The organism is Glaciihabitans sp. GrIS 2.15, from assembly GCF_035984695.1.
Classification (GTDB): domain Bacteria; phylum Actinomycetota; class Actinomycetes; order Actinomycetales; family Microbacteriaceae; genus Lacisediminihabitans.
Map to the genome: position 1 here is coordinate 79,582 of NZ_JAXCHU010000009.1, position 24,392 is coordinate 103,973.

Genomic DNA, 24,392 nt, shown 5'->3' on the forward strand with positions numbered 1-24,392 from the left:
GTCAACTGTCGGCCAGGTCGCGCAGGATCGGAGTGACTTCACGCAGCAGCCGACGCTGCTCGGCAGGCAACGCGTCGAGCCGGGTCGTGAACCACGCGTCTCGCCGACGTTGGGTCTCGCGGGTGAAATCGCAGCCGGCCGGGGAGAGATCGAGGCTCACTTTACGAGCATCATCGGTCGCAGTCTTCCGCGTCACCAGGCCAAGGTCTACCAGCGCGTTGATCGTACGGTTCATGCTCGGAGGTGTCACCCGCTCGTGTTCGCTGAGCGATCCCAGCGTCTGCGGCCCATTCTTCGACAGGGCAAATAGCACGGCGCGCTGACCTTCGGTGACGTCATCATCGGCCTGCATCGAACGGATGCGGCGGGCTAGTCGCTGAATGGCTAACCTGATGTCTTGGTCATCGTGCGGTGATTCATCGCTTGCCATATATCCTTAGCATAGCTTATTAGCGGTGCTAATTATAATTTCTATACGCTACTGCCCCAGCTCGCCCCGGTGCAGCACCCGCGGACTGGCGAAGAGCCGACGCACCTCGTCGGCGTCGTTCTCCTGGCTGAGAAACGTCGTCCAGGTCATGAACCAGGCCCACTGGCGCTGGCTCTCGAGAATCTCCGGGGTGGGCAAAACGCCGACCTCACCCAGGGCGATCGGCCGGCCATCGGCGAGCCCGACGAGCTCGTCGTGGTGCGACTGGCGATAGTCGTTCGCGTAGACGTCCGCGGCCAGGATGTCGACGACATCGTGCCCGGGATAAAAACCCGCGTAGGCGGCGGCATCAGCGCGGGGAGCGTTAGCGTTCCACACCCAGATGAGATTGTCCAAGTGGTGCACCGACACGAACCGCTCATACAACTGCCGGTAGAGCGCCACGTACCCCCGGGCACCCTCTCGACCGCCCCACCAGAACCAACTTCCATTCATCTCGTGATACGGGCGCCACAGCACCGGGATGTCGGCATCGCGCAACTGCGTCAGCAGCGCGGCGATTACATCGACCTGACGAATCCAGCGGGCGTGGATGTCGGTGCCCTCGGTAAGGAGGTCGTCCCACTCCGCCTGCGGAAGCATCCCATTGCAGATACTGTCGAGGAAGGTCACCGGTTCGTCCTCGGTTGGGCGCACCGCATGCCACATGAGCGTGATTTTCGAGCCGGCAGCGTGCTGCTTCATCGCTTCATCGATCACGTCCTGGCGGAAGTTAATCCCATCCATGTCGCCATTTTCAGAGAATCCGAAATCTTGCCCCCAGAGCGCCGGGTAGGAGTCGGTGATCCGCGCTGCCTCATCGCTGTACAACGAGAGTTCCCGTGGCGTGTTGTGTTGGCCGGACAGGATGTGCTCACCCGAGACCGTAGAGACGAGGTCCAGGAGCGCACGCGCTTCGCCCGTTGCGTGTGAATTCACCGCGGGGTACGTGCTCAGGAGAGTGCCTGTCGTCCGCGCGCGAGGCCGGTCGCGGCCGATCCCCAACCGGCGAGACGCGTCGCGATCGCGGGGTGGCGCTCGCCGCGAACCGCCTCGGCATAGGCCTCTTCGAGGAGAGCGTCGATCACAACGCGCTGACCGGTTTCGGCCGAACGGACAGCGCTCGCGACCATGGCCAGACTGAGGATGTTCGAGTGCACTTCGCCGGAGGGGACCTGGCCGGTGCGCAGAGCGGCGATGAACTCGGCCAGGCTTCCGGCGATGGTCTCCCCGGCACTGGATTCTGTGGAGCGTTCATCCCCGTCGAGAATCGGAGCGCCCTCGGCGTTGTCGATCCGTGGCCTCGATTCGCCGTCCCAGAGGGCCGTACCCGTAGAGCCGCTCACCCGCCACGAGCCATTCCATGAGGTCTCGAATCCCGGGCTGCACCAGCTGCCGACGTAGCTGTAGCGAATGCCACCTTCGAACTCGAAGATCGCGGTCGCGGCGGAGTCTCCCCGATACCAACTCCAGCTCGGATTGAAGCTGTCGCAGTAGACGGAGACCGGATCGGCATCCAAAAGGTAGCGCGCGACATCAAAGGCGTGGATTGACATGTCCAGCAGGAGGGGGCTGTCCATCTCGTCACGGAATCCGCCGAACCGCGGAGCCATGGAATACTCCGTCGCCGCCATTCCGATCGTTCCGAGCGACCCGAGTTGCTGCTTCAATTCGGCGAGCACCGGGTAATAGCGGCGGGACTGGCTCGTCATCAATAGCTGGCCGGATGCCTCGGATGCGGCGGCGAGCGAGAGCGCCTGGCTCAGCGTCGGCGCGATCGGCTTCTCGCACAGCACCGGCAGCCCCGCGAACAGCGCTTCGATATTCACCGGATGGTGGGCGGCGGGAACCGTCACGTTGATGACCGCTTCGGCTCCGGTCGAGACGGCGATCTCGTTCAGGCTGGCCGCCACCGCGACATCCGATAGTCCTACTTCCTCCAGGGCGCTGCGTGCGGCTTCGACATCGAGATCGACGAGGCCGACGAGTTGCACGGTGGAGCTGTCGGCGAGCAATTGCAACCAGACCCGACCCATGCCTCCGGCCCCCACCTGGATCACGCGCACCGGGGAGGCGGAATCGGCGAGCAGCGCGAACGCGCTCATCTGGCGACCGTCCCCTTGATCGCATTGCCGCCGGAATCGAACTCGGGGAAGAATTCCCCCAAATAGACCCGGCTCAGCTGCGGCGAAGTGCGCTCCGGCCGACTGGTAACAGCCCACTCGACCGCATTAGCGATCACTCGACGGATTGTGGGCTGGAAATAGACCGGGTACTCCTGGTCTCCCGGGCTGAAGAAGAAGATGCGTCCGTGACCGCGCTTCCAGGTGCACCCGCTGCGAAACACCTCTCCGCCGCCGAACGAGCTGATGAAGACCAGTTCATCGGGTGCCGGGATATCGAAGAATTCGCCGTACATCTCCTGGCTGTCGATGATGAGGGGATGCGGAATTCCCTGGCTGATCGGATGCGTGGGATCGATCGTCCAGATCAGTTCGCGATCGGTCTCACCGCGCCAACGCAGCGAACATGAGGTGCCCATGAGCTTCTTGAAGATCTTGGAGAAGTGCCCGGAATGCAGCACGATCAGACCGAGCCCGGCGAGCACATGCCGGTGCACCCGATCCACCACCTCATCGTCGACCTGTTCGTGCGCGGCATGCCCCCACCAGAGAAGCACATCGGTCGACGCGAGTAACTCCTCGGTCAGCCCGTGCTCCGGGTCATCGAGCGTGACTGTAGAGACGGATGCCCCGGCACCGAGGTACTCCTCGATCCCCTGCTTGATCGCCCCGTGCATGCCATCCGGGTATCGAGCGGCGATACTCGAATCGGTCTGCTCGTGGCGGTTCTCTCCCCAGACGACGACGTTGATGGACTTTCGGACGGCGGTTTGCGGCACGGAATTTCCCTTGTGGCTCGGCGAATCAGTTCAGTGAGGCTGAAGCGGGATGGGCTATCTCACCCGAGCCACGCCGGATCAATCGAGTGGGTATTTCGATTTGCCGTGGCGGCGCGAGGGGGTCGTCCAGGCGTTCCACAACCAGGCGGGCGGCCTGTTTGCCGAGTTCGGCAGGGTCGTAGGCGACGACCGTGATGCCCGCTGCATCAGCGAGTTCAAAATCGTCGAAACCGATGAAGGCGACGGCGTCGAACCGGTTTCCGAGGGCCCGGACCACGCCGGAGCTCGCCCGGTTATTTCCCGCGACGATCGCGGTCGGTGGCTGGGGCAGGGAAAGCAGATCACGAACGGAGTCCTCGGCACTCGGGCCATCGACCTCTTCGAGCCGTTCCCATTGCGCGGCGTCGGTGATTCCTGCCTCGCGCAACGCATGACGGTATCCGCGCAGGCGTTCCTGGTGGGTATACAGCGAGGCCGGACTGCAGACGAAGGCGATGCGGCGATGGCCGGCGCTGATCAACTGCCGCACGGCGTTCGCGGTACCTTCGAAATTGGCCAACACGACGGCATCGGCGATGAGGTTATTCGCGGGCCGGTCGATGCACACCACCGGGGTTCCGAGTTGACGCTCCCCCTCGAGATACCCCTGGTCGCTGGCGATCGGGGTCATCAGCAGGGCTCGAACCCGCTGCTTGAGCAGCGTCTCGACCACCCGTTCCTCGGTCGCGGGATCGTCGTCAGTGGAGGCGAGGATCATCATGAGCCCGTGGCGCGCGAGTTCGCGTTCGATCCCGGCGGCCACCAAAAAATAGAAGGGGTTCTTCAGGTCACCGATGACGAATGCGACAATGTTGGTCACGCTGCCGTGTCGGAGATTGCGGGCGAGGTGATTCGGGCGGAATCGCAGGGAACGGGCCGCGGTGAGTACCCGGTCTCTCGTGTCGTCGGCAACATTGGCGCTGCCGAGAATCACCCGGGAAACCGTCTTTGGGCTGACGCCGGCGAGGCGGCCGACATCGGCGAGAGTGGCACGGGATTGCGGCTGCAGCACGGTCGACGTCGCTGGCCACGCGCTGTCGTTGATCGAATCCGAGCGGTCACCGATGCCCGCTTCTGTGGTCCCCGCCGGCTCGGTCATGCAGCAACAGTAGCACCGTAACGGATCCGTATGGCGTGATGACAGCGTGGACATCGAGGGGGCGCAAGCGTGCCGCTCTGTGAACGTCCAAATACCAAGCTCGACGATAAATACAATGTTTGACTCACTTGTCGTAAAAAAACAAAACAAGATGAGCTCCATAACGATGGGATGTCAGCGCTGACATGCGAGCTTGACCTTTCACCGTTTCTCGCCTAGCGTCAACCGAACAGCGCACGATTCCTAGTCAGCAACTCAGCACTTCGGCGACGGCGCTGCCTCGTCAAGGGCGACATAGATCTGGAGACCAAGAGATGGCAAAGAAGCACATCGCGATCGCAGCAGTGGCGGTATCCGCCCTGTTGCTCGCCGGATGTTCGAGCACAGGCGGGGGATCGACCGGCGGCACTCCGTCCGGCGACATCACCGTTCTCACCAACCGTACCGATTTGATCAAAAACAAGGTCTACGCCGGCTATGTCGCGGCCTTCAATAAGGCCTACCCGAAAGTTACCGTGAAGCTCCAGGGCATCACGGACTACGAGGGCGAAGTCACGACGCGGCTCAGCACCAAGAACTACGGTGACGTGCTCGGGATTCCGGCATCAGTCACCCCCAATCAGCTCCCGCAGTTCTTTGAACCGCTCGGTGACACAGCGAAGTTGAAGGAAACCTACCGTTTTCTCAACGACAAGTCGTTCAAGGGCAAGCAGTACGGCCTCCCCACCTTCGGCAATGCCAATGGCATCGTGTACAACAAGCGCGTCTGGAAAGAAGCCGGAGTCACATCCATTCCCAAGACACCCGCCGAGTTCATTTCCGACCTCAAACTGATCAAGGCCAAGACCGCTGCGATTCCGTACTACACGAACTACAAGGACGGCTGGCCGCTCGGCAGCTGGCAGGGACAGCAGGGCTTCTCGGCGAATACGAATGTCGTCGCGGATCGGGACGGCAACAACGCGCCGTGGACGTCCGGAACCGAGCAGTACACCACTGACGCCCTGCTGTTCGACGTCGTCAAGAACGGGCTAAGCGAGCCCGACCCGCTGACTACCTCGTGGGAGGGGTCGAAGGGCATGCTCGCGACCGGCAAGGTCGCCTCTGCTGTGCTCGGATCCTGGGCGATCGTACAGTTCCAGGATGCGGCGAAGACGGCTGGCGCAGACCCGGCCGACATCGGATTCATGCCGTTCCCCGAGCAGAAGGATGGCAAGTTCCATTCGGCCGTTGGCGGCGACGTGAACATCGGTGTCAACGTCAATTCGAAGAACAAGCTGGCCGCTCGCGCCTGGGTCGACTGGTTCCTCAACAAGTCGACCTTCGCCGCAGATGCCGGTGCGCTTCCCCCGCAGGTCAATGGAAAGAACCCGACGACGCTCCAGGACTTCACCGACAATAAGGTGCAGTACGTCGAGCTCAGTGCCGCGAAGAAGCCGGCTCTTGATTCAGATATCTACAACAAGGCCGAGATCGACCTGTTCGGCAAGGTCTATCGCCAGAAGCTGGTCGACATTGCTCGCGGGGCAGCAGAGGGCGACATGAAGTCGTACTTTGCAGACCTGAACAAGCGCTGGGCCGCTGCCCGCAGCTCCGTTGCATCCTAGGTAGTCCGCAGAACCTGCTCGACCACGAGTAACGCTGTGGGGGGTTCCCCCGGAAAGACAGGCACGATGTCTCAAGTGACCGGTGTAACCGGGGGAATCCTCCCCACCGCCGTCCCGCCCGCGCAGGGGGGAAGGAAAGCAACTCCACGGTCAGGAAAGGTGCGGCAACGAAAAATAACGCCGTACCTCTTCCTGCTCGCGCCCCTCGCCCTCCTCATCACGTTCTCCTACGTTCCGGCTGCGAACCTCATCTGGTACAGCTTCACCAGCTGGGACGGGATCGACCAGACCAAGAAGCTGGTCGGCATCCAGAATTACATCGACATTTTTACCCGGCCGGAGATCTTCCGGGTGTTCTTCGTCAGCCTGTACTACATCGCTGCCTCCTTCCTTCAGATGGCATTCGCGCTGTATTTCGCCACGATTCTCAGTTTCAGTACGAGGTTTCGCAATCTGTTCAAGGGCATCCTGTTCTTCCCGACGCTCATCAACGGGGTGGCGATCGGCCTGATGTTCCTCTACTTCTTCCAGCCGCACGGCACCATGGACAGCCTGATGAAGGCGGTCGGTGCCCAGCAGTTCACGACCCAATGGCTCGGCAATCCGGATGCGGTCAACGTGTCGTTGGCCTCGACTTCGGTCTGGCGATACACCGGTCTCAACTTCGTTCTGTTTCTCGGTGCTATCCAGTCGATTCCGTCCCAGCTCTATGAGGCAGCGGATCTCGACGGTGCGAGCAAGTTCCAGCAGTTCCGCTACATCATCGCTCCCGGGATCAAGCGCATCATCAGCCTGTCGTTCATCCTTGCTCTGTCCGGGAGCCTCGCGGTATTTGAAATTCCTTACATCATGACCGGTGGTGCGAACGGTAGTTCGACCTTCGTCATCGAAACCATCCAGCGAGCATTCACCTTCCGGCAGGTGGGCCTGGCCTCCGCGATGGCGGTGGTGCTGCTGATCATCGTGCTGGTGGTCACATTCATCCAAAGACGGTTAGTTCCCGACGAGGAAGTGACGCTCTCATGACCACAACCATTTCGCGCACAAGCCGATCGGACAGCAGCATCAGCGCACGGGATGGCCAGGGGTCTCACCTGACTAAGCGTCGGTGGGCCGTGTTGGTTAAATACGCCTCGCTGATCGTCGCCTGCGCCGTCACCCTGCTGCCGCTCGTGGTGCTTGTCATCACCGCTTTCAAAACGAAGAAGGAACTGGCGACCACCGGCCCCCTCGATCTCCCGGCGAATTGGCTCAATTTCAGTAACTTTGTCACCGCGTTCACCGATGGCAACATGGCGGTCGGTTTCGCGAACACCACCTTTGTGCTGGTGATCTCGCTCGTCGGAACGATCCTGATCGGATCAATGACCGCCTATGCGATTGATCGCTTCGAGTTTCGCTTCAAGAAGGTCGTCGTGGCGCTCTTTCTGGTCGCCACCCTCGTGCCGGGAGTGACCACGCAGGTGGCCACTTTCCAGATCGTCAGTGGCCTCGGCCTCTACGACAGCCTGTGGGCGCTGATCGCTCTCAATCTCGGCACCGACATCATTTCGATCTACATCTTTGTGCAATTCATGCAGTCGATTCCCAAGGATGTCGACGAGGCCGCGATGCTGGATGGTGCCAATAAGTTCGTCATTTACTGGAGAGTCATCCTGCCTCTGCTCAAACCGGCGATCGCGACGGTAATCATCATCAAGGGAATCGCGATCTACAACGAGTTCTACCAGGCGTTTCTCTACGCTCCGTCTGACGAGAACGCGATGATCTCGACCGCGCTCTTCAGATTTAAGGGACCGTTCGGCTCGCAATGGGAAATCATCTCTGCCGGCGCGCTGATCGTCATCATTCCTACTCTCATCATCTTTCTCATACTCCAGCGTTTCATCTACAACGGATTCACCCAGGGGGCAACCAAATGACCAGTACCACCACCGTGACCATCGCCACATCGAAGTCCACGCGACGCATCCATGACGGCTGGACAGTGCAGGTCGTCGATGGTCCCGCTCCGTCGCAGGTCACTGGCCGTGCCATCGCCGCGAGCGTGCCAGGCAGCATCCATACCGACCTCTTGGCCGCGGGGTTGATTGCCGACCCTTACCTCGACGACAACGAACACCTTCAGGCGTGGATCGGGGCCTGCGACTGGAAGTACAGCACTTCCTTCCGCTGGAGCGATGCCGGATACGACGCCACCGAGCTGGTTTTCGAGGGACTCGACACTGTCGCACGCGTGGAGCTCAACGGTACGGTGATCGCCGAGACCCGTAATATGCACCGCACCTACCGCGCCGATGTGCGGTCGCTGCTTCTCGTCGGTGACAACGAATTGAGCGTCACCTTCGCCTCACCGGTGCGGTACGCAGACCGGGAGAGCCTCGAGCAGGGCTACCGTCCGCACGTCAACCATCATCCGTACAATGCCATTCGAAAGATGGCCTGTAACTTCGGCTGGGACTGGGGACCGGATGTCGCCACTGTCGGTCTCTGGCGGCCGGTCTCCCTTCAGAGCTGGTCGGGGGTTCGGCTGGACTCCGTGCAGCCGACGGTCACGATGGAGGGTGACCGAGGCATCGCGACCGTGCGCATCGAGATCGCCGCCGCCGAATCATCCCCCGGATCATCTGCTGCGACTGCTCGAGTGAGCGTGGGGACCGAGACCGCCACCATCGAGTTCGAGCCGGGACAGACTGTCGCCGAGGCGCGCATCGTTGTCGACAATGCCAAGCGCTGGTGGCCGATCGGGCATGGCGAGCACCCACTCTATGATCTGGATGTGGTGTTGGAAAGCGAGGGACTCCTTCGCGACTCCTGGCGCGGTCGCATTGGCTTCCGCACGGTGCGGGTCGACACCACACCGGACGAATCGGGAACCCCCTTCACGATTTTGGTCAACGAGCGACCGATGTTCATCAAGGGGGCCAACTGGATCCCCGATGACGTCTTCGTGCACCGGGTCGACCGGGCACGCTACGAGGAACGAATCCTCCAGGCCGCAAGCGCGAACATCAACCTGCTCCGGGTCTGGGGCGGCGGCATTTACGAAAGCGATGACTTTTATGACGTCTGCGATGAGCGAGGTATGCTCACCTGGCAGGACTTCCTGTTCGCCTGTGCGGCGTACTCCGAAGATGAGCCGATGCGCTCCGAGGTCGAAGCCGAGGTGCGCGACAACGTCGTGCGGCTACTTCCGCACCCGAGCCTCGTCATCTGGAACGGCAGCAACGAGAACATCTGGGGCCACCAGGAATGGGGCTGGGCGAACCGGCTCGGAGACAGGAACTGGGGGCTCGGTTACTACCTCGACCTCCTGCCTCGCATTCTCGCCGAACTCGATCCGACCCGGCCGTACACGCCGAGCAGCCCGTTCTCCCCGACCGATGAGCACTATCCGAACGATCCGGCCCATGGTTCGGTGCACCTCTGGGATCTCTGGAATCGCCGCGATTATCCGGACTATCGCACCTACTCGCCTCGCTTTGTCGGTGAATTCGGCTGGCAGGGGCCGCCGACCTGGTCCACCATGACCCGGTCCATTTCGGATGCCCCGCTGACCCCCGAATCCCCGGGAATGCTCGTGCATCAGAAAGCCCAGGACGGCAACGTCAAGCTCATCGACGGTCTGATAGCCCACCTGCCGCTGCCCGACGATATCGAAGACTGGCACTGGGCGATGTCGCTGAACCAGGCCATCGCGGTGCAAACGGGTATCGAGCACTTCCGCTCGCTGGCCCCGCACTGCATGGGATCGATCGTCTGGCAGCTCAATGATTGCTGGCCGGTGACCTCGTGGGCCGCGGTGGACGGCGATGGCCGCCCGAAGCCGCTGCTGTACTCGATCGCGCACGCCTACGTCGATCGGCTGGTGACCATCCAACCGCGTGGAGACGGGTATGTCGTCGCCGTCTCCAACGATACGGATGCGGACTGGTCGGGCGACCTCGTGATCAAGCGACTGTCTTTCGCAGGCGACCAACTCGCGGCGACGTCTGTACCCGCTGACATCCGGGCACGCGCGACGGTGACCATCGAGGTTCCGTCCGAGCTCGGCGCCGCAGGCGACACGGCTGCTGAGCTTCTGGTCGCGACACTCGGCGACATTCGCGGTCTGTGGTTCTTCGCTGAATATCGCGACTCACGGCTCGACTCCCCCCGGCTCGAGGTGGCAGCGACCCGCGTGGCAGATGGCTACGCCGTTATGGTCACCGCGTCGAACCTGGTGCGGGATCTCGCCCTTCTCGTCGACAAGCTCGACACCGGCGCACGGGTCGACGATCAACTGGTGACCCTGCTTCCCGGAGAGAGCGTCACGTTCGCGGTGAAATCCGCCGCGGTGATTGACGATGCGGCGTGGGGAGCATCCACTGTGCTTCGCAGCGCGAACCAGCTAGTCGTGGGTCAGTGATCGGCTGGACGGAGGGTGCGCTGAAAGAGGAGCAGTTCTGTGGCATGACCTGGGGGTGGACGGGCGTCCGCGGCACCTGGGCGACCCCGGAGGCCGCGCAGTCCCTGTCGAATCTCGTCGACCTCAACGTCAACTGGGTCGGGATCGCCTTCGGCGCTCTCCAGGCGACGGCGCAGTCAACGGACATCCGGTTCGGTGAGGAGCCGACGGTGACCGACGAAGAGGTGCGCTGGGCCATCCGCCAGTCGAAAGCGCAGGGGTTCAAGGTCTGCCTCAAGCCCGTGGTGAATGTCGCAGACGGCACCTGGCGTGCCTTCATCGGGTTTTTCGATGAGGAAGTGCCTGGCGAGCCGAGCTGGGCCGACTGGTTTGCCTCCTATGCCCGCTTCATCGTGCACTACGCCCGTATCGCTGAGGAAGAAGGGTGCGAGATGCTCTGCGTCGGCTGCGAGATGGTGCAGTCCGATAAAAGAAGTGTCGAATGGCGCGCTCTCATCGCCGAGGTGCGCGCGGTCTACACCGGACTTGTGACCTATAACTGCGACAAGTACCAGGAGGATCGGGTCACCTGGTGGGATGCCGTCGACATCATCTCGTCGAGCGGGTACTACCCGATGGGCCACTGGGATGCCCAGCTCGACCGGATCGAGGACGTGGTGAGACGCGAAAACAAGCCGTTCCTCTTCATGGAGTCGGGCTGTCCGAGCCGCACGGGATCATCCGCCCGCCCGAACGACTGGGCGCTGAAGGGAGCACCCTCCGAGCACGAGCAGGCCGAGTGGTATCGCGATGCGTTCGACACCTGTGCGAAACGCCCCTGGGTTCAGGGGTTCATGCTCTGGGACTGGCCAGCCCGGCTCTACGCGCTCGCTGATGCGGCAAACGACGACGACTATTGCATCTATGGCAAAGCGGCGGAAGGCGTCGTTCGGCAGCACTATGGCGCGCGGCGGCACGACGGGGCACGCTCATAATGATCGGGTTCTCGGTGTGACTGAGCGGCGCACGTTCGGGGCGGATGCCACCCGCCCCGGGCGCACCCTGCTCGGGTGGTTGCGACCCTTTCGGTCCCGCATCCTGCTCTCGATGCTGGTCTTCGGTATCAAAGACAGCCCCCAGTGGGTGCTCCCGGTCATCACCGCATCGGTGATCGACATCGTGGTCTCCCACGGCCAGCCTCAGCAACTCTTCTGGCTTCTTGGGGTGGCCCTGGTCATCCTCCTGCAGAACTTTCCCACCAATATCGTCTTTGTGACGCTATACATGGGCAGCGTTCGGCAGCTCGCGGTCGACATCCGCAACCGCATCACCCACCAGCTGCAGGAGCTCACGATCGGGTACCACTCGCGAGCGAGTTCTTCGATCATCCAGACCAAAATCATCCGGGACGTCGAAAACATCGAACTGATGATGCAACAGTCTGCGCAGACCGGCTTTTCGGCCTTCTTCGTGCTCGCCGGTGCGATCGTGGTGACGGCCCTGCGGGTTCCCGCGTTCGTTCCCGTCTTCTTCATCGCAGTGCCGGTCGCAGCCCTTCTGGTGCGAGGGCTTCGCCGTCGGTCGAATGCTCGCAATGAACAGTTTCGTCATACCGTCGAACACCTGTCAGCGCGGGTGGGAGAGATGTCGACGCTGATGCCCATTACTCGAGCCCATGGACTGGAATCGGATGCGGCCGATCGCGTCGGACGAAGTGCCGAGGGGGTGCGCGAAGCCGGCCTCAAACTTGACCGGCTGAACGGATCCTTCGGTGCCCTGAGCTGGATCTCCTACCAGTCGCTCGGAGTGCTCTGCCTCACCGGGGCGGCGCTCGCTTCCCTCACCGGATTCATTCCGATCACCCCCGGCGAGGTTGTCTTACTGAGCACCTATTTCACGATTCTCACCGGGAGCATCGTGGCGCTGTTGTCGCTTGCGCCGATCATCACCCGAGGCATCGAATCGGTGAAATCGATCTGCGAAGTTCTCGAAGAGCCGGATATCGAAGCGAACAATGGCAAGGCGGTAGTCTCCAGCCTCGACGGCGACCTGCGGCTGGAGAATGTGGGATTTGAGCATGCGGACGGCACGCGTCCCGTGCTCACCGGCATCGACCTGCACATCCGCCGGGGGGAGACGATCGCGTTCGTCGGTCCGTCGGGGTCGGGCAAGTCCACACTTCTGAACCTGGTGCTCGGATTTCTCCGCCCAACGGAAGGCCGCATCCTCTTCGACGGCCGCGACATGGCCGAGCTCGACATGCGCACCCTGCGGGCATTCGTCGCGGTGGTGCCGCAGGAGTCGGTGTTGTTCGAGGGCACCGTGCGCGACAACATCACCCACGGACTGGTGGGAGCCCGCGATGAGGAGGTGCGCCAGGCCCTCTCCGACGCCAACGCGACCGAGATCGTGGCCGATATGGCGCTCGGCTGGGACACGATCGTCGGTGAGCGCGGATCACGACTGTCGGGTGGTCAGCGCCAGCGATTTGCGATCGCCCGTGCGCTGATCCGCGATCCGCGCATCCTGCTCCTGGATGAGGCGACCTCCGCACTCGACGGCGAGTCGGAGCGCCTCGTGCAGCAGGCGCTCCAGCGACTGATCGGGGGCCGGACGACCCTCATCGTCGCGCACCGGCTCTCGACCATCCGGTCGGCGGATCGAATCGTGGTGCTCGATCACGGCAGCATCGCGGAGGTGGGTTCTCACGACGAACTCCTCGCCCTCGATGGCCGGTATCGGCAACTCGTCGAGGCGCAAAGCCCGTGAGCCTGATCGAGTGGGCCGGATCAGGGGGCCGGATCCGTGTGGGCCGGATCCGTGTGGGCCGGATCCCAGTGGGCCGGATCAGTGGGCCGGATCAGGGGAACACTGTGACCGCCATCGACGGTGCCGAGTCCGACACTGCGCAGTGAACCGGTAGCCGATGTCGCCCCTTGCCGGTGTGAGGTCCGTGAGGTGGCCACACGGGGGCGCACTCGTCCGTACCGAGGGGCACTCCCGGCTGCGCTGAGAGGCTCCGGCGTGCCGCGGTCTCCGGCTCGCCGCATTCTCCGGTCCTCCGGCGACCCCATCGCATGCTCCGCGCCCGCGAGTGACACGTGTGCCCGCGGTCTCCGGTCCTCCGGCGACCCGTCGCACGCTCCGCGCCCGCGAGTGACACGTGTGCCCGCATATTCGGGCGCACGTGTCACTCGCGGGCGCGCAGCCGGGAGCGCGTGTCACTTTTTAGCGCGGAGACACTGCGCACACCACCCCACAACACTCGGGGTGTGTCACACCAGCCTGAGAGAGAGGACACGCGTGTCACATCGGGCGCACGTGTCACTCGCGGGCGCGGAGTTGGGCGCACGCGCATGGACCGAGGTGCACGAAGAAACCGCAGGGCTGCGGGCCTGTGCTGGCGCCGGGGTTGCGCCTGACAGTCGCTCCCGCATACTCGGCACCGGCCGCCCCGGCTTTACACTGGAGCACCCGCGAATACGCTCGTCTCCAGGAGGCCCGATGGTCCAGTTCACCGCCGCTCGACAGGAGCGCACCTTCGTCGATTCTGACGGCGTGACGATCCACTTCTTCCACTGGAAAGCCGGCAGGCCGATCGGCGTCGTCCAGATCGCGCACGGCCTCGGTGAGTATGCCGCACGCAACGAAGACCTCGCCCAGCGGCTCGTCACCGCCGGGTACTCGGTCTACGCCGACGACCACCGTGGACACGGCCAGACCGGCCTCGAGCAATGGGGAGGAGACCATTCCCAGCTCGGCAAACTCGGACCGGGCGGCATCCGTTCCACCATTCGTTCGGTGCGGGAGCTGCTGCCGATTATCCGTGATGAGAATGCCGGGCTACCGCTCGCGCTTCTCGGTCACAGCTGGGGCTCGCTCATCGCGCAGTCGATCATCAATCAGCACGCGGATGACTACGAGGCGCTGATCCTCACCGGAACCGCCTATCGCACCCTGCGCCACATGAACGGCGGCGATCTCGCGAAGAAGCACGCGCACCTCGGCTCGACGGGATACGAGTGGCTGAGCCGTGACCAGTCGGTCGGGCAGGCATTCCTCGATGATCCACTCACCTTCAAGGCCAACGGCATGAAGCTGTTTGGTGTCGTGGATAGCCTGCGCCTGCTCGGGCGGCCGGCAAAGGACTTGGCCCACGACATCCCGGTGCTCATCCAGATCGGCAGCGAGGACTCTCTGGGAGGGGTGCACAGCGCCGAGTTATTGGCCCAGGGGTATCTCACCCGGTCGAAGCTCAGCGACGTGAAACTGATTATTTACACGGATGCCCGTCACGAGGTCTTCAATGAGACGAATCGCGAGGAGGTCTTCGCCGACACGATCGCGTGGCTTTCGTCTCGCCTTGCGAGCGATCCGGTGGTCGAGTAGCGGCGCACACCGTGCCCTCGACCACCGGGCAACGCTACTTCGAGAGGAACGCCAGCAGCACGGCGTTGACCTCGGCGTGGTGCGTCCAGAGCATGCCGTGTGGGGCGCCTTCGATCTCCACGTACTCCGCTGACGGGAGCGACTTCGCGAAGACGCGGCCGGTCGAGTCGATTGGCAGGATCCGGTCGGCGGTGCCGTGCACGATCAACGCAGGGACATCGATCTTGGGGATGTCGCCCCGGAAGTCCGTGAGCCAGGTTGGCTGGTCGGCGACCGAGGAGTAGAAGGACGAACCCGCGGCGATCGACTGGCTAACGTCGACGACCTCCTGGCTGACCCGACTGCCGAGGTTCTCATCGAGATTGTAGAAGTTCTGGTAGAAACCGGTGAAGAAGGCGAAACGGTCGGCAGACACGGCCTTCAGAAGCCCATCGAAAACCTCCTGGGGCACACCGGTCGGGTTGTCGTCGGTCTGCAACAGGAATGGCTGGAGCGATCCGAGGAAGACAGCCTTCGCGACGCGAGCGGAGCCGTAATTACCGATGTACCGGGCGACCTCACCGGTGCCCATGGAGAATCCGACCAGGACGGCGTCGGTGAGATCGAGGGTGTCGAGTACGACCTTGAGGTCAGCGGCGAAGGTGTCGTAGTCGTAGCCGACGGTGGGCTGACTGGACTTGCCGGATCCGCGACGATCGTAGGTGATGACCCGGTAGCCGGCCTCGAGGAGCACGCGAGTCTGCTTTTCGAATGACGATCCGTCGAGCGGATAGCCGTGGATCAGCACGACGGGTTGGCCCGATCCATGATCTTCGTAGTACAGCTCGATGGCGGTGCTGTTCTCAGTACCCACGGTGATTGTCGACATGACAAGTTCCTTTCATAGCGAGAGAACGATCGTTCTCATTAGCTCAACCATAGAGAACGAACGTTCTCAAAGCAAGTAGACTGGATGAATGATGGATGAACGGGTGAGAGAGCGGGTGCTCAACGCGGCGGACCGTCTGTATTACGGCCGGGGCATCCAGTCGGTGGGTATGGATGAGTTGCGAAGAGCGTCCGGCGTCTCGCTGAAGGGTCTCTACGGGGTCTTCCCCTCGAAGGCAGCGATCGTGCTCGAAGTGCTCGACCGCCGCCATGCGCTCTGGAACACGGGAGTCACCGAACGCGTCGCGAGAGCGGAGACTCCGCGAGCCAAGCTGCTCGCGATCTACGACTACCTGTCCGACTGGTTCAGCGACGACACCTTCCGTGGATGCGGATTCATCAATGCCTTTGCCGAGCTCGGCTCGATCTCGCCCGAAGTCGCAGAACGCGCCCGGGAGCACAAGGCGGGATTTCAGTCCTTTGTGGCGGGTCTCGTCGCCGACGCCGGAGCCGACCCCGACCTTGCTCCGCAGCTCTCGATTCTCGCCGAGGGCGCCCAGACTACAGCGGCAATCGCAGGCACCGGAGAGGCGGCGGTGCATGCCAGTCATGCCGCCGAGATCCTCATCGATGCGGCGATGCTCTCGGGGGCGACATCCGCATCAGAGTGCCCATCGGCCAAGGCCTAGGCTGAAACCGACCCGACGAAAGGCCCTTCAATGCACGGTGAGTACAAGGTTCCCGGCGGCAAGCTCGTGGTCGTCGACCTAGACGTGATAGACCGTCGCATCGCGAATTTCCGCCTCTCCGGTGATTTTTTCCTCGAGCCGGACACCGCCCTCACCCTCATCGACGAGGCGGTCAACGGATTGTCGGAAAACAGCGATGCCTCCACGATTTCGTTTGCGGTGCAGAGCGCGCTGCCAGAGGACGCCATCCTGCTCGGGTTCTCACCGGATGCCGTCGCAGTGGCCGTGCGCCGCTCGCTCGCCCTGGCCACGACCTGGACCGACTACGACTGGCAGATCATCCACGGAGCCGCCTATCCACCCGTCGTGCAAATGGCACTCGACCAGGTGCTCTCCGAGGAGGTCGGCGCGGGCCGGCGGCAGCCGACCCTTCGTATCTGGGAGTGGAACGAACCGGGAGTCGTCATCGGCAGTTTCCAGTCGGTGAAGAACGAAGTTGACCTCGAGAGCGCCGCGAAATACGGCTTCCAGGTGGTGCGCCGGGTGAGTGGTGGCGGTGCCATGTTCATGGAAGCCGGCTCTGTGATCACCTATTCGATCTACGCGCCCACCGATCTCGTGCACGGCATGACCTTCGCCGATTCCTACGCGTTCCTCGACGAATGGGTGATCACGGCCCTCAAGTCGCTGGGCATCGACGCCTCGTACCAGCCACTCAACGACATCACGAGTCCGAGCGGCAAAATCGGCGGCGCGGCCCAGAAGCGGCTCGGAACCGGGGCAGTGCTGCATCACGTGACCATGAGCTACGACATGGATGGTGACCGCATGGTGGAGGTGCTGCGCATCGGCCGCGAGAAGATGAGCGATAAGGGCACGAAAAGCGCGAACAAGCGAGTGGATCCGCTGCGCAGTCAGACCGGGCTCAGCCGGGCGGCGATCATCGAGCGTATGGAGCAGACCTTCACGCGCCTGTACGGCGCGACTCCCGACGACGTGACCCCTGCCGAGCTCGCCCGGGCGCAGCAACTCGTTGTGGAGAAGTTCGCGACCGAGGAATGGCTCTACCGGGTGCCCTGAGCCCAGCCGATCCCGACCGCCGATCTACGCCGCTGGGATGACCTCATTGTCGGACTCGTCGCGTAGCCTTCAAGGGTGAACTGGTGGATTTTCGGGGGTGTGGTCGTCGGCTGTGCGCTGTTCGGCATCCTCGGGCAGCGTTTCGGTCTCATCGACATCGTCGGAAAGAGCAAGTCCCGCAGCGCCGGTAACGGAGCCGGGCTGATCGGAATCGGAGACGAGGTCTTCGCCCCGGCCCGCCACGAAGCGGCGATGGAACTGGACCGCCAGACGATCCTGCCTGCCCCGGCACCGCTCGCCGGAGATCCTGTCCGTCCCTCACAGGAGACGGGTGTCTACCACGGGCGCGTGACGATCGATCTCGCGAACGGCTCCAAAAAAAGCTGATCAGACTCGCTGTTCGAGTTCCTGGTATTCGGGATGATGCCGCAGCCAGGCCACAACGAAGGGGCACTCCGCCACTACCCGGTAGTCGGTGTCGTCGTGGATTGTATCCAGCACCGCCTGCACCATCTCGGCGCCGAGACCGGTCCCGCGCAGTGCCGGGTCGATCTCAGTGTGGGTGAGGTGGATCTCTCGATCGACGAGTTGATAGTCGGTGAATCCAACCTCGACGCCATCGTTCGTGAAGATGTAGCGGTTCTGGCCGCGGAGGTGCTGCACGACACTTGACATCACACGAGACTACGGTCGGTGACCGGGCAGCGCAAAGGGATTGGCCAGCGGTTGGTTGGGGAAGTACGGCAGATGCCCGCCGCCTGGACGCCCGATTCGCTGATGCCTGGCGATTGCTCGCCGACGACGGCACGCTCTGCCTGCACCTCGACTATCGCGAGGCCTACTACGCCAAGGTGCTACTCGACGCACTGTTCGGTCGCGCGAGTTTCCTCAACGAGATCATCTGGCCTTACGACTACGGTGCGAAGTCGAAGAATCGCTGGCCAACGAACCACGACAGGATCCTGGTCTAGGTGAAAAACCCCAAGTCCTACTACTTCGATTCCACGACCGTCGATCGCGAGCCGTACATGGCCCCGGGCTCGTCACGCCGGAGAAGGTGGCGCGCTCCCGACGGATACCTGGTGGCGCACCATCGTGTCACCGACCGGGCGGGAGAAGACCGGGTACCCCACCCGGAAGCCGGAGGGAATCCTGCGCCGAATCATCCAGGCCTCTGCGCGCGAGGGGGACTGGATGCTCGACGATTTCGCGGGATCCGGGCGCGACTCACGAAGGCGGGCATAGCGTTTGACTAGTGCCGGACCCTCAGTCGATGCTCACCCACACCAGCGGTCGCGGGTCGTCCTGGCCCGCCCACGTGCCTGCGAGTGAGTGCTGAGCGCCCGCAGCCGGCGTGACGGCCGGATCGAGGACACGGGCCACGACGATCCGAAGACTGCCGGACTCGACCTCGGTGGTGCCGATTCCGTGCCGTGGGCTGATCGCTCCGACGACCTCGGGAACGGCGGCCCCGACGTACCCGCTGCCGTGCACGCGAGCCGAGGATTGACGCAGGACCCTCTCGCCGTCCACCTCGAAAAACTCTTCGGCCTGGTCGCCGCCGGTGAATGCCGCCGCGGCCACTGCTGCAAGGTAGACGGGATCTCCGGTGGCGTCGTACACCCAGCGGCGACCGAGCACCGAGTGATCCATCGTGCCGATGAGCGATTCAGCCGCAATGTCGAGGGGCGCTCCACGATAGGTGAGAGGCACCTGTACCAGCGGCCCGGTTCCGACCCTCACGATGATCGTCTCGATTCCGACCTCGCCATCCGGGTCATCGAACCGGAACGACGCGATGTTCGTGAGAGGCGCCGTCGCGTCGCCGACGAACCACGGTTGGGTCGGTGCCCAGGCGGAGATGAGCTCGATCTTGGATGGGCGCAGTTCGGCGCGGTGAAGGAGGGCCATGGTCTCGATTGTAGGCAGCCCGAGCCAATGCCATCGGGTGCGAGGGTCCGGTCATCCTCCGATCGAATCCAGCTCCTCGACCGCGTCGGCCGGCAACTCCAGCGTGGCCCCGGCCACGTTCTCGTACAGGTGCGCAAGCGATGAGGTGCCGGAAATCAGCAGGATGTTGGGCGAACGCTGCAGCAGCCAAGCCAGTGCCACCGCCATCGGGGATGCCTCGAGGCGCAGGGCTACCGCGTCGAGCACGTGCGACTGCAGTGGAGTGAATCCGCCCAGCGGGAAGTAGGGCACGTAGGAGACGCCCTTCGCGGCGAGGGAGTCGATGAGTGCGTCATCCTGGTGATTCGTTATGTGGAGGTTCTGTACGGTGACGACCGGCTCGATGGACTGGGCTTCGGCCAACGGCTCGGCGATGGATCCGGGGGTCGGCCCCTCCACCGCTCCGACGCGGAGGTTGACCACGTCGAGCACATCGAGTCCGAGGCGGGAGAGATTGTCGTGCACTGCCTGCCGCAGCTGGTCCCGCGAACGCGCCTGGGGTCAGTTGCCCTCGGCGTCGCGAAGCGAGCCTGCCTTCGTGACGATGTGAAGTTCGGGTGGGTAAGGAGACAACGCTTCCCGGATGATCTCGTTGGTCACGTAGGGGCCGTAGAAGTCCGAGGTGTCGATGTGGGTGATTCCGAGTTCGACAACGGCACGCAGTACAGCGACGGCCGCGGGGCGATCGGAAGGCGGTCCGAAGACGTGCGGGCCGGCGAGTTGCATCGCCCCGTAGCCCACGCGGGTGAGGTCGTCGGCGAGGGAGAAGGTTCCCCCGGGTCGCGGGCCTTCGCCGCGAGGAGGTCGCGATGCCTGCGGGGGTGAGCGCCGCCTATTACCTTCGCCTCGAGCAGGGGCGCGATCGGCATCCCTCACTTCAACTGCTCGAGGTGCTGGAGCATCCCGCCTTCGTGAATTCTTCCTGGATGACCGCGAGAAGCAGGGCGAATTCAGGCGGTCGTTGCAACATTGGGTTCTTCTGGGTCGAATTGCAGTCGTTGCCTGGCCAGCGATCCGTTCCGACGCTTATGGGCGCGCCACGACATCCATGTGCGGGCGGGAGGTGAGGCGGTCGTCCGCCATCCGGAGCTCGGGGAACTCAGCCTGCGCCGGGAGAAGTTGACGATCGGGGGGTACCCATGGCCAACTCCTCGCCAGCTATCACGCCGAGCGCGGCTCCGAGAAGGCGGGTCTGCTCGCGCTGACTTTCGCGATCCCGGCCGGGTCGCGAGTGTCTCCGCGGGGGCCGTGGGCGGGTCAGTGGTGCACGGGCAACCCTGCAGCCTCTCCCATGCTCGCACCCCACTCGCGTGCCCGGGCGAGTTCGCCATCTTCGAGCACGGTCTCTTTCGTGACCAGGAAGCTCGCGGCGGGCAGCACCGCCCGCGAACCTCGCTTCGTCAGCTCGTGCTCGATGTGGCCGGAGGCGGCACCGGAGAGGATCCGCGCGATGTCCATGCGGGTGTCGAACGCGGCGCACAGGGCCGGCATCGCGCCGAGTCCGTCGATCCACTCGCGGACCCCGGTTCCCGGAGCAGTCGGTTCAAGAGTCACAGTCTTCGCGGGGTCGTTCACCCAGTTACGAGCCTCCTCGCGCGAGGCCGGCCGGCTCATTCCATGCACGTGAGTGGGACCACCGACGACGAGCAGGTCCGCGGACTCCGCGGCGTCCTTCGCGCCCGCATCGTTGACGGTGAAGCTGGCCACGGTGCCAGAGGGCGCGAGCCCCTCGGCGATGGCGGCCGTGACCTGGCGAGTATGGCCGAACATGGACTCGAAGACGACGACGATGTTCATGATGATTCCTTCTGTTCGATGAGGGTCTGGTTCTTCAACTCTCACCATTTCGCCCCACTGATCACGGGTCGAAAGTCCCCACGACACCGGCGTCGCGCAGGAGGAGAATCGACACTGACCAAGGAGGGGTTCCGCCATGAACGAGCAGCCCGACCCCGATGTGCTGGTCATCGGTGCCGGCCCGACCGGTTTACTCCTCGCCATCGTGCTTTCGAGGCTCGGAGTTCGAGTCCAAATCGTGGACCGCAAGGCCCACCCGACCCGGGAGTCACGAGCAGTCGTGCTGCAGGCGCGCACACTCGAGATCTACGACCAACTCGGGCTGGCGGAGCGGATGACCGCGGCCAGCACCGCGGCCCGGCTGGTGGCGCCAGGTTATGGTCGCCGACGGTTCGGCGTGCTGCCGATCGGAGAGCTGGGCAGCGGCATCACGCCATTCCCTCGCCTCACGGTGCTTGAGCAGAGCAAGACCGAATCGATTCTCGGCGAATATCTCGCCGAGCTCTCTGTGCCCGTGCAGTGGAACACCGAGGTCGAACCGGCGCACGACGTCGCCGACTCCGGCTCGGTCACCGTCCGGTCACCGGAGGGGAGCCGGGTCATCCGGGCGCGCTATGTTGTGGGCGCCGACGGAAGCAACTCCCTTGTGCGGCGTTCCCTCGGCATTTCTTTCGATGGGTCAACCAATGCCCACAGCTTCTTCGTATGCGATACCGACAACACGCGTGGACTGACCGCGAATGCCGTCAACGTGCGACTGGGGGATGTGGAGTTCCTACTGTCCTTCCCGCTCGGCGGCGACGATTCGGGAGGGCACCACCGCATCATCGGCCTGTTGCCTTCGGGAGGCTCTGAGATCGACGAAGAGGCGACGCGCGCAACCGTCGAGGAGGTCTTCGGGGTGAGTTGGAGCGAGTCGCACTGGTTCTCCACCTATCGGGTGCAGCACCGGGTGGCATCCACTTTCCGCCGTGGTCGTGTCTTCTTCGCCGGGGATGCCGCCCACGTGCACTCTCCGGTGGGAGCACAGGGCATGAATACCGGGTTGCAGGATGCCCACAACCTGGCCATCAAGATCGCCGAGGTGATCTCGGGCACCGCCCCGGACGAGTACCTCAATCGCTACGAAGCGGAACGCCGGCCGGTCGCGGTGCGTCTCATCGCCACGACGGATCGGGTGTTCGGGCTCGCGACCTCGAGCACGCGGCGTGCCCGGCTGGTGCGCCGGAGGCTGGCGCCGCTGCTCGCGCCCCTCGTCATCCGGGTGATCCCGCGCGTGAGGGGCACCTCCCGGTTCTTCGGCTACCTGTCGCAGACGCGCATCCACTACTGGATGGATGCCGGCGAGAAGCAGCGATCCCGCGGCCGCCGCGACCCAGTGGTCGGTCGCCGCCTGCCTTGGGTCGCCGGTGCGAACGGTGGCAACTACGCGGTGCTTCGCGCGTTCGAGTGGCAGGTTCACGGTTACGGGGGAGCGGATGTCGCCCCGATCGGTGCCGCGCTGGGGATCGCGTCTCACCGATTCCCGTCGCCGGGCACGACCGGGCTCGGCTCCTCGTTGGTCTACCTGGTGCGCCCGGATGGATTCGTCGCCGCGGCCGCGCCGCACGCCGGAGCGGCCCGGGTCTTCGCGGCCGCGATGCCGACCCCGCGCTGAGCTCAGTCGCGCGAGTCGTAGGCGGCCCGCGCCGGTTCGAGCAGGTTTCGTCCGAGAGCGGTGAGGGTCTATTCGACACGAGGAGGCACCCCGGCGAAGACGTAACCCGTGAATGCCCTGCTGCTGTTGCTGGCGCTCGCCGGAGTGATCCTGGGGTTCGCCCCAATGACGCCGAGCGGGATCGGCCGTCCCCCGGCCCGCACGGTCCCCGTTCAGAAATCCATGCTCGCCTGGGAAAGGTACGGCGTTTCGACGTCGCAGCCCGGTGTGTTGCCGAGCGTGCATGGAGTTTTCGAAGGGAGAGCTTGTCTGGAGCGGCCAGCCTGGCGGCCACCTGGGGTCGGACGTGCTGGGCCCGGAGGCTGCGCGAGCGACCACTACGCGCTATCGCGCTCCACAATGTGCGTTTCCATGATGCACTGGTGCTCCACGGGTTCGCCCCGCAGCAGGCTCAGCATCATCTGCGCCATCTTGGCGCCCATGGCCTCGGAAGGCTGGTGGACGGTGGTCAGCTGGATGTCGCCACTCGAGGCCGCCGGGGAGTCGTCGAACCCCACCACCGCGACATCCCCCGGTACGCTGCGGCCGCGCTCGCGCAGCACGGAGACGGCGCCGGTGGCCATGAGGTCGCTCGCCACGAACACCGAATCGAGATCGGGGAAGCGGTCGAGGAGTTCGCGCATGGCGCGAGCTCCGCTCACCTGCGAGAAGTCACCGTATGCCACACGTTCGATGCTGCGACCCGCCGTCGAGAGCGCGCGGAGGGATCCCTCGGCCCGGTCGGTACCCGCGGGCATGTCGGGCGGCCCGGCGATGATGCCGATGCGTTCCCGGCCGCGATCGATGAGGTATTGCGTGCCGCGGGCGGCGGCGGCGGCGTTGTCGACATCCACGAAGTAGGCCGATTGAGTGGGTGCTCGCACAGTGTCGAAACGCATCGGCCGACCGTTGTACACCACCGGCATGGTCTCCTGAAGCGTCTCGAGAAACGCGTTGTCGGAGTGGTGGGACACCACGAGCGCGCCATCGACGTTGCCGCCGGTGAGATAGCGGATGGTCTTCTCGCTCGGCCGGGACTGCGCCAGCTGCAGGGTGAGCACATAGTCGCTGTTGTCGAGCTCACGGGTGATGCCCTGCACGATCGCCGCGAAGTACGGGTCGCCGAAGAACCGGCTTGCCTCCTCCGGGATCACTAGCGCGATCACGAGAGTGCGATTATTGGCGAGGGACCGCGCGGCTCGGTTGGGACTGTAGTTGAGGGCGCGGATCGCGCCTTGCACGGCCGCGAGCACCTCGGGACTCACCTGGCTCGATCCGTTGACCACCCGGGAGACGGTAGAACGGGACACGCCAGCGGCCGCCGCAACGGCCTCGAGGGTCGGAGCGACGCGTCGTGCCGACGGCGTGATTGTCATCTGCCCGAAGTCTAGCCAGTAGCCGAAGTGTTGCCAGTGCTGCCG

At 63.9% G+C, this 24,392-nt stretch carries 22 protein-coding genes and 3 pseudogenes; 14 read left to right on the top strand and 11 right to left on the bottom strand.

What is annotated here, in order from left to right; genetic code table 11:
- Position 1: 1 nt before the first annotated feature.
- The 5 genes from RCH11_RS13640 to RCH11_RS13660 are packed head-to-tail and all read right to left on the bottom strand — an operon-like array spanning position 2 to position 4,509.
- A complete protein-coding gene (locus RCH11_RS13640; RefSeq protein WP_327057566.1) occupies positions 2-430 on the bottom strand; it encodes a MarR family winged helix-turn-helix transcriptional regulator in 429 nt (142 codons plus the stop codon).
- Positions 431-478: 48 nt separating this feature from the next.
- On the bottom strand, positions 479-1,408 hold the full coding sequence (locus tag RCH11_RS13645; protein ID WP_327057567.1) for a glycosyl hydrolase: 930 nt from the start codon (positions 1,406-1,408) through the stop codon (positions 479-481).
- A 14-nt stretch (positions 1,409-1,422) separates the two neighbouring features.
- A complete protein-coding gene (locus RCH11_RS13650) occupies positions 1,423-2,574 on the bottom strand; it encodes a Gfo/Idh/MocA family protein (RefSeq protein WP_327057568.1) in 1,152 nt (383 codons plus the stop codon).
- Positions 2,571-3,371 (bottom strand): ThuA domain-containing protein, encoded by an 801-nt coding sequence (locus RCH11_RS13655; protein WP_327057569.1) that lies wholly within the window; start codon positions 3,369-3,371, stop codon positions 2,571-2,573. Before RCH11_RS13655 ends, RCH11_RS13650 begins: the two co-directional genes overlap by 4 nt.
- 25 nt (positions 3,372-3,396) lie before the next feature.
- On the bottom strand, positions 3,397-4,509 hold the full coding sequence (locus tag RCH11_RS13660) for a LacI family DNA-binding transcriptional regulator (RefSeq protein WP_327057570.1): 1,113 nt from the start codon (positions 4,507-4,509) through the stop codon (positions 3,397-3,399).
- 314 nt (positions 4,510-4,823) lie between these two features.
- On the opposite strand from RCH11_RS13660, the gene RCH11_RS13665 reads away from it, so the two are divergent.
- From RCH11_RS13665 to RCH11_RS13695, 7 genes are all read left to right on the top strand, one after another.
- On the top strand, positions 4,824-6,116 hold the full coding sequence (locus RCH11_RS13665) for an ABC transporter substrate-binding protein (RefSeq protein ID WP_327057571.1): 1,293 nt from the start codon (positions 4,824-4,826) through the stop codon (positions 6,114-6,116).
- Between the two features lie 66 nt (positions 6,117-6,182).
- Positions 6,183-7,142: a carbohydrate ABC transporter permease gene (locus RCH11_RS13670; protein WP_442789050.1), complete on the top strand. Its 960-nt coding sequence runs from the start codon at positions 6,183-6,185 to the stop codon at positions 7,140-7,142.
- Entirely contained in the window at positions 7,139-8,038 is a 900-nt protein-coding gene (locus RCH11_RS13675; protein WP_327057573.1) for a carbohydrate ABC transporter permease, read from the top strand. Before RCH11_RS13670 ends, RCH11_RS13675 begins: the two co-directional genes overlap by 4 nt.
- Positions 8,035-10,524 (top strand): glycoside hydrolase family 2 protein, encoded by a 2,490-nt coding sequence (locus RCH11_RS13680; protein ID WP_327057574.1) that lies wholly within the window; start codon positions 8,035-8,037, stop codon positions 10,522-10,524. The genes RCH11_RS13675 and RCH11_RS13680 overlap by 4 nt, the downstream gene beginning before the upstream one ends.
- A complete protein-coding gene (locus tag RCH11_RS13685; RefSeq protein ID WP_327057575.1) occupies positions 10,521-11,498 on the top strand; it encodes a glycoside hydrolase family 113 in 978 nt (325 codons plus the stop codon). The genes RCH11_RS13680 and RCH11_RS13685 overlap by 4 nt, the downstream gene beginning before the upstream one ends.
- Positions 11,428-13,272 carry an ABC transporter ATP-binding protein gene (locus tag RCH11_RS13690; RefSeq protein WP_327057576.1) on the top strand — a complete coding sequence of 615 codons (1,845 nt, stop codon included), beginning with the start codon at positions 11,428-11,430 and terminating at the stop codon, positions 13,270-13,272. The genes RCH11_RS13685 and RCH11_RS13690 overlap by 71 nt, the downstream gene beginning before the upstream one ends.
- 735 nt (positions 13,273-14,007) lie before the next feature.
- Positions 14,008-14,892, top strand: a complete 885-nt coding sequence (locus RCH11_RS13695; protein ID WP_327057577.1) for an alpha/beta hydrolase — start codon at positions 14,008-14,010, stop codon at positions 14,890-14,892.
- Between the two features lie 34 nt (positions 14,893-14,926).
- On the opposite strand, the gene RCH11_RS13700 is transcribed toward RCH11_RS13695, so the two are convergent.
- Positions 14,927-15,760 (bottom strand): alpha/beta fold hydrolase, encoded by an 834-nt coding sequence (locus RCH11_RS13700; protein WP_327057578.1) that lies wholly within the window; start codon positions 15,758-15,760, stop codon positions 14,927-14,929.
- A gap of 88 nt (positions 15,761-15,848) precedes the next feature.
- Between RCH11_RS13700 and RCH11_RS13705 the strand changes: the two genes are divergently transcribed.
- From RCH11_RS13705 to RCH11_RS13715, 3 genes are all read left to right on the top strand, one after another.
- Positions 15,849-16,448, top strand: coding sequence for a TetR/AcrR family transcriptional regulator (locus RCH11_RS13705; protein ID WP_327057579.1), 600 nt, complete (start codon positions 15,849-15,851; stop codon positions 16,446-16,448).
- 30 nt (positions 16,449-16,478) lie between these two features.
- Complete coding sequence (locus tag RCH11_RS13710; RefSeq protein WP_327057580.1) at positions 16,479-17,528, top strand: lipoate--protein ligase family protein; 1,050 nt, start codon at positions 16,479-16,481, stop codon at positions 17,526-17,528.
- Positions 17,529-17,603: 75 nt separating this feature from the next.
- Positions 17,604-17,915 carry a hypothetical protein gene (locus RCH11_RS13715; protein WP_327057581.1) on the top strand — a complete coding sequence of 104 codons (312 nt, stop codon included), beginning with the start codon at positions 17,604-17,606 and terminating at the stop codon, positions 17,913-17,915.
- On the opposite strand, the gene RCH11_RS13720 is transcribed toward RCH11_RS13715, so the two are convergent.
- Positions 17,916-18,203 carry a GNAT family N-acetyltransferase gene (locus RCH11_RS13720; RefSeq protein WP_327057582.1) on the bottom strand — a complete coding sequence of 96 codons (288 nt, stop codon included), beginning with the start codon at positions 18,201-18,203 and terminating at the stop codon, positions 17,916-17,918.
- Positions 18,204-18,301: 98 nt separating this feature from the next.
- Here RCH11_RS13720 and RCH11_RS13725 point away from each other — a divergent pair.
- Positions 18,302-18,749 (top strand): annotated as a pseudogene (locus RCH11_RS13725) (DNA-methyltransferase); the annotation flags it as partial.
- A gap of 45 nt (positions 18,750-18,794) precedes the next feature.
- On the opposite strand, the gene RCH11_RS13730 reads toward RCH11_RS13725, so the two are convergent.
- Positions 18,795-19,439 carry a CG0192-related protein gene (locus RCH11_RS13730; RefSeq protein WP_327057583.1) on the bottom strand — a complete coding sequence of 215 codons (645 nt, stop codon included), beginning with the start codon at positions 19,437-19,439 and terminating at the stop codon, positions 18,795-18,797.
- A 51-nt stretch (positions 19,440-19,490) separates the two neighbouring features.
- Positions 19,491-20,219, bottom strand: a pseudogene (locus tag RCH11_RS13735) (aldo/keto reductase).
- Between the two features lie 68 nt (positions 20,220-20,287).
- Here RCH11_RS13735 and RCH11_RS18205 point away from each other — a divergent pair.
- Both RCH11_RS18205 and RCH11_RS18210 read left to right on the top strand, forming a co-directional pair.
- Positions 20,288-20,545, top strand: coding sequence for a hypothetical protein (locus RCH11_RS18205; protein ID WP_442789051.1), 258 nt, complete (start codon positions 20,288-20,290; stop codon positions 20,543-20,545).
- Positions 20,496-20,597, top strand: a pseudogene (locus RCH11_RS18210) (MmyB family transcriptional regulator); the annotation flags it as partial. The gene RCH11_RS18205 and the pseudogene RCH11_RS18210, both read left to right, overlap by 50 nt.
- A gap of 138 nt (positions 20,598-20,735) precedes the next feature.
- On the opposite strand, the gene RCH11_RS13745 reads toward RCH11_RS18210, so the two are convergent.
- A complete protein-coding gene (locus RCH11_RS13745) occupies positions 20,736-21,275 on the bottom strand; it encodes a hypothetical protein (RefSeq protein WP_327057584.1) in 540 nt (179 codons plus the stop codon).
- 136 nt (positions 21,276-21,411) lie between these two features.
- On the opposite strand from RCH11_RS13745, the gene RCH11_RS13750 reads away from it, so the two are divergent.
- On the top strand, positions 21,412-22,932 hold the full coding sequence (locus RCH11_RS13750; RefSeq protein ID WP_327057585.1) for an FAD-dependent monooxygenase: 1,521 nt from the start codon (positions 21,412-21,414) through the stop codon (positions 22,930-22,932).
- Positions 22,933-23,309: 377 nt separating this feature from the next.
- On the opposite strand, the gene RCH11_RS13755 is transcribed toward RCH11_RS13750, so the two are convergent.
- On the bottom strand, positions 23,310-24,347 hold the full coding sequence (locus RCH11_RS13755; RefSeq protein WP_327057586.1) for a LacI family DNA-binding transcriptional regulator: 1,038 nt from the start codon (positions 24,345-24,347) through the stop codon (positions 23,310-23,312).
- Between the last annotated feature and the right edge of the window lie 45 nt (positions 24,348-24,392).

Bases quoted from the DNA above. Each gene is read 5' to 3' on its own strand.
- RCH11_RS13680 (WP_327057574.1), top strand. From the start codon at position 8,035: ATGACCAGTACCACCACCGTGACCATCGCCACATCGAAGTCCACGCGA.
- RCH11_RS13750 (WP_327057585.1), top strand. From the start codon at position 21,412: ATGAACGAGCAGCCCGACCCCGATGTGCTGGTCATCGGTGCCGGCCCG.
- RCH11_RS18205 (WP_442789051.1), top strand. From the start codon at position 20,288: ATGCCTGCGGGGGTGAGCGCCGCCTATTACCTTCGCCTCGAGCAGGGG.
- RCH11_RS13745 (WP_327057584.1), bottom strand. From the start codon at position 21,275: ATGAACATCGTCGTCGTCTTCGAGTCCATGTTCGGCCATACTCGCCAG.
- RCH11_RS13660 (WP_327057570.1), bottom strand. From the start codon at position 4,509: ATGACCGAGCCGGCGGGGACCACAGAAGCGGGCATCGGTGACCGCTCG.
- RCH11_RS13670 (WP_442789050.1), top strand. From the start codon at position 6,183: ATGTCTCAAGTGACCGGTGTAACCGGGGGAATCCTCCCCACCGCCGTC.
- RCH11_RS13665 (WP_327057571.1), top strand. From the start codon at position 4,824: ATGGCAAAGAAGCACATCGCGATCGCAGCAGTGGCGGTATCCGCCCTG.
- RCH11_RS13650 (WP_327057568.1), bottom strand. From the start codon at position 2,574: ATGAGCGCGTTCGCGCTGCTCGCCGATTCCGCCTCCCCGGTGCGCGTG.
- RCH11_RS13700 (WP_327057578.1), bottom strand. From the start codon at position 15,760: ATGTCGACAATCACCGTGGGTACTGAGAACAGCACCGCCATCGAGCTG.
- RCH11_RS13705 (WP_327057579.1), top strand. From the start codon at position 15,849: ATGATGGATGAACGGGTGAGAGAGCGGGTGCTCAACGCGGCGGACCGT.
- RCH11_RS13690 (WP_327057576.1), top strand. From the start codon at position 11,428: ATGGCAAAGCGGCGGAAGGCGTCGTTCGGCAGCACTATGGCGCGCGGC.
- RCH11_RS13730 (WP_327057583.1), bottom strand. From the start codon at position 19,439: ATGGCCCTCCTTCACCGCGCCGAACTGCGCCCATCCAAGATCGAGCTC.
- RCH11_RS13675 (WP_327057573.1), top strand. From the start codon at position 7,139: ATGACCACAACCATTTCGCGCACAAGCCGATCGGACAGCAGCATCAGC.
- RCH11_RS13755 (WP_327057586.1), bottom strand. From the start codon at position 24,347: ATGACAATCACGCCGTCGGCACGACGCGTCGCTCCGACCCTCGAGGCC.
- RCH11_RS13695 (WP_327057577.1), top strand. From the start codon at position 14,008: ATGGTCCAGTTCACCGCCGCTCGACAGGAGCGCACCTTCGTCGATTCT.
- RCH11_RS13720 (WP_327057582.1), bottom strand. From the start codon at position 18,203: ATGTCAAGTGTCGTGCAGCACCTCCGCGGCCAGAACCGCTACATCTTC.
- RCH11_RS13640 (WP_327057566.1), bottom strand. From the start codon at position 430: ATGGCAAGCGATGAATCACCGCACGATGACCAAGACATCAGGTTAGCC.
- RCH11_RS13710 (WP_327057580.1), top strand. From the start codon at position 16,479: ATGCACGGTGAGTACAAGGTTCCCGGCGGCAAGCTCGTGGTCGTCGAC.